Source organism: Caulobacter sp. B11, from assembly GCF_002737765.1.
Lineage (GTDB): Bacteria > Pseudomonadota > Alphaproteobacteria > Caulobacterales > Caulobacteraceae > Caulobacter.
Map to the genome: position 1 here is coordinate 1 of NZ_PEGG01000220.1, position 4172 is coordinate 4172.

3 protein-coding genes are annotated in these 4172 nt (G+C 67.7%); all 3 read right to left on the bottom strand.

Annotation, left to right across the window (positions count from 1 at the left end):
• Nucleotides 1-160: DUF6702 family protein (locus tag CSW58_RS16245; protein WP_369825145.1), on the bottom strand; the 160-nt coding region annotated here is incomplete at its 3' end.
• A 22-nt stretch (nt 161-182) separates the two neighbouring features.
• Nucleotides 183-2645 carry a M1 family metallopeptidase gene (locus tag CSW58_RS09545; protein ID WP_099447121.1) on the bottom strand — a complete coding sequence of 821 codons (2463 nt, stop codon included), beginning with the start codon at nt 2643-2645 and terminating at the stop codon, nt 183-185.
• A gap of 62 nt (nt 2646-2707) precedes the next feature.
• Nucleotides 2708-4172 (bottom strand): TonB-dependent receptor (locus CSW58_RS09550; protein ID WP_099447122.1); only part of this gene is annotated, 1465 nt, incomplete at its 5' end.

The following is a 4172-nucleotide window of genomic DNA, read 5'->3' on the forward strand; positions in this document are numbered from 1 at the left end:
CCCTGGCCAAGGCCGGTTCGACCTCATGGGTCTGGAACCGGTGGCTGACCAGGATCTCGCCGGTGCGGGCGTCCAACTCGACGACGCTGAGGGCGCCGTGGCCCCGGTGGGCGGCCGCCGCGACCGGCGAGAGCAGGACTCCCGCCGCCACGAGGGCCATCAGCGCCCGCCGGGCAGGCCGATCACTGCGCGTCCTTCTTGACGTCGGCCGGCTTCTTCTCGGTGGCGGGCAGGGTCGCCAGGCTGCCGGGCTCGATCTTCAGGTCGGCGTCCTTCATGCGGTTGGTCCCCTCGGGGAACTTGCCGAAGGTCAGGGTCTTGGGGGTGATCGCGCCGGCATAGACGTTGTTGCCGCGGTCGGCGTCGGCGGTTTCCCACATCGGATCCAGTTCCGCGCCCTTGATCTGACGGGGCGAGACATATTGCCAGGTCACGGTCTTGGCGTTCTTGCGCCAGATCTCGGCGGGGATGCGGATCGTCTCGCTGGGTCCTTCGACGAAGTCGAGCTTGAGGATCACCGGCGACACCAGGCCGCCGAGATTGCTGAAGGTGAAGCGATAGAAGTTGTCGGTCACGGCCTGGGCCTCGGCGTCCTCCGGCGACAGTTCCTCGCGCGCGGTCTTGGCCTTCTTGCGGGCGTTCTCGGTGACCAGGAACTCGTCGGTCTCGGTGTAGAAGTCGCGGGTCTTGGGGTCGCGCTCGACGACGGTTTGACCGCTGTTGCGGCTGACCGTCAGGGAGGCGGGCTCCTTGTCGCGGTCGGCGCGGCGGGTGGCGGAGTCCTTCTCCGGGTCGCCGTTGCTGATCCGGCCCTGGACGACCTTGTCCAGCGCGATATCGACATGGTCGGTGGTGTAGAACCAGCCGCGCCAGAACCAGTCCAGGTCGACGCCCGAGGACTCTTCCATCGTGCGGAAGAAGTCATAGGGCGTGGGGTGCTTGAAGCGCCAGCGGTTGGAATATTCCTTGAACGCCCGGTCGAACAGCTCGCGGCCCATCACGGTTTCGCGCAGGATGACCATGGCGGTGGCGGGCTTGGCATAGCCGTTGGCGCCGAACTGCAGCAGGGAGTCCGACTGGGTCATCAGCGGCACCTGGTCCTGGCTGACCATGTACTCGACGATGTCCTTGGGCTCGCCGCGACGCGACGGGAACTTGGCGTCCCACTGCTTCTCGGCCTCGAACTGCAGGAAGGTGTTGAGACCCTCGTCCATCCACGTCCACTGGCGCTCGTCGGAATTGACGATCATCGGGAAGTAGTTGTGGCCGACCTCGTGGATGACCACGCCGATCAGGCCGTTCTTGGCGCGATCGGTATAGGTCAGGGCGCCGGTCTTCTTGTCCTTCACCGGACGGCCGCCGTTGAAGGCGATCATCGGATATTCCATACCGCCCTGCGGGCCGTTGACCGACTGGGCGATGGGATAGGGATAGGCGAAGGTGAAGTCGGAATAGACCTTCAGGGTATGGGCGATCGACTTGGTCGAATAGGCGTCCCACAGCGGCCGGGCTTCCTTGGGGAAGAACGACATGGCCATGACCAGCGGGTGCTCGGCCCTGGGGTCTTCCTGGCGCACGCCGATGGCGTCCCAGATGAACTTGCGCGAGGTGGCCCAGCCGAAGTCGCGAACGTTCTTGGCCTTGAACACCCAGGTCTTCTCGCCGGTCGCCTTGGTCTTTTCGGCGGCGGCGGCCTCTTCGGGCGTCACCACATAGACCGGCTCGCTGGCCGAGCGGGACTTGGCCAAGCGGTCGCGCTGGGCGGCGCTGAGCACGGAGGCGGCGTTCTGCAGTTCGCCGGTGGCCGAGACCACGTGGTCGGAGGGCACGGTCAGGGCGACGCTGTAGTCACCGAACTCCAGGGTGAATTCGCCGCTGCTAAGGAAGGCCTTGTTGTGCCAGCCCTCATAGTCCGAATAGACCGCCAGGCGCGGGAACCACTGCGACAGTTCGAAGATGCAGTTGCCGTCCTCGTCCTTGGCCGTGAAGCACTCATAGCCGCTGCGGCCGCCGATGACCTTGGTCTCGATGATCGGGAACGACCATTCGATGGCGATCTTGGTCTCGCCGCCATTGGCGCGGACGGCCTGGGGCAGGTCGACGCGCAGCAGGCTGTCGACCACGGTGAACTTCAGCGGACGGCCCTGGGCGTCCTTCACCGACTTGATCGTGAAGCCGCCTTCCCATTCCTGGAAGCGCTTGGCCCGACGGATCTGGTTGAGGCTGATGCCGTCGCCCGAGACGGTCTCGGTCATGTGGCTGATCGAGTCGCGCTTGAAGTCGTTCTGGTCGAGCAGGAGCCACAGATAGGGCAGGTCGTCGGGCGAATTGTTGCGGTACGAAATCACGCCCTTGCCGGTAATGGCGCGACCCGCCTCGTCCAGGCGCGCGGAGATGTCGTAGTCGACCTTCTGCTGCCAGTAGCGGTAGCCCGGCGCGCCGGCGGCGTTGCGATAGTCGGAAGGGGCGGGCCAGTCCTCGCCCTCCAGCTGGCGAAACTTGTCCTCGAACGGCGCCTTGGTCTGGCGAATGGCGTCGGCCTGGGCGCCGGCGGTGCTCAGGATGGCGGCGATGACACCTGCCACGGCGTAACGAACTGAAGTCTTGAACAAGGCAGCCCCCGATTTTTTTATCGAGCCGGACATTAGCCAAACTGACGCGTTTGGCGAGCGGGCCCGGTGAAATTTGCTCAGATCCCGCCCATTGATCACAAATCGAGCTTCAGACCGATGCGGAAAGCTCGAGGTTCCACCGGGTGGAAGTGGATGTCCGCGACGCCCTGGTCCGGCTCGCCGGGCAAGCGCGAGGCGTAGGCATAGGCGATGTCGTCAGCCCGCGATCCCGTGAGATTCAGGCCTTCCACCGTCAGGCTGAAGCCGTCGAAGGCTTGGACGAACAGGGCGTTGACGAGGGCGGTGGGGCGCGATCGCACGGAATTGTTCTCGACCAGCGGGGCCGCGCCCAGCCGACGATAGGTCAGGGACAGGGTCGAGGCCGGGCCGATCAGCCAGGTGGCCCCGGCGGTCAGGACGGAGCCCACGGCGTTGGGAATGCGGTCGCCCTCGGGCGGATCGTCGGCGAAGCGGGCATGGGTGGCGGCATAGGCGGCGGTCAGGTTCAGCCGGGCCGTGGGCCGCCAGTCGGCCAGGACCTCCAAGCCCCGCCGCCGGGTGGCGCCGCTGGCCTCGGTGAAGCCGGCGTCGCCGACATAGACCAGCTCGGACTCAACGTTCAGCGTCCACAGGGCGGCGGTCAGGGTCAGGCCGTCGGACTGCCAGCGGGCTCCCAGCTCGCCGCCGGTCGCCGGCGACAGCAGGGGCGCGCGCTCGACCGCCGCCTGGCTGACCGGATCCACGCTGATCACCGCGCCGCGCGCGTCATTGGAATGGAAGCCGCGGCCGGCATTGGCATAGAGCTCGAAGCGCCTGGAGGCCCGCCAGGCCAGGGCCAGCTTGGGGCTCAGCAAGCTGTCGGCGACGTCGCCGGAATTGCGCGGATCGCCGGCCACAACGTCCGCGCCCATCAGGTCGGCGCGCAAGCCCAGGGTGGCGTCCACCGGGCCGAAGCGCCGCGCCGCCTCGCCCCAGCCGGCCACGGACCATTCGGTGAGGGCGTCCTGGCGCACCGTGGCGTGGCGCGCGCGGGCGGTGGTGCGGTAGAGTCCGACGGCGCCGATATCGTCCACCCGGGCCGAGCCGCCGGTCCGCAGCGCCCAACCGCCGGGCCGGCCGGCCCAGCGCTTGCTGATCGAGCCGCCATAGACCCAGCGGTCGTCGGCCTGCTCGAACTGGTCGCCCTTGACCGGGTCGTCGAGGAAATAGGTGAAGTTGGACCACAGGTTGAGCCTGTAGCGCTGGACATAGATTACGCTGTCGGTGCCGCGCAGCAGGTCGCGGCGGCGGGCCGAGAGGATCAGGCGCGCGGTCTCGCCGCCGTCGGTGGCGTCGACCGCGTCGAAGCGGCCCAGGGTTCCGGCCTCGACCGCCCGCCGGGGAATCTGGTCGGTCGAGGTCCAGCGCGCCTCGTAGGCCAGGGCGGTGATCGACCAGCCGCCCACCTGCGCCTTGCCCAGCAGGCTGGCCTTGCTCAGGTCTTCCGGGGTGGTCCAGGGCCCGCGCGCGGCGGTCAGGTCGGCGGCGACGATGAGATTGTCGCTCAGGGCCTTGGCGCCG

Excerpts from the sequence above, each read along its gene's own strand:
- CSW58_RS09545 (WP_099447121.1), bottom strand. The coding sequence starts at position 2,645 with ATGTCCGGCTCGATAAAAAAATCGGGGGCTGCCTTGTTCAAGACTTCA.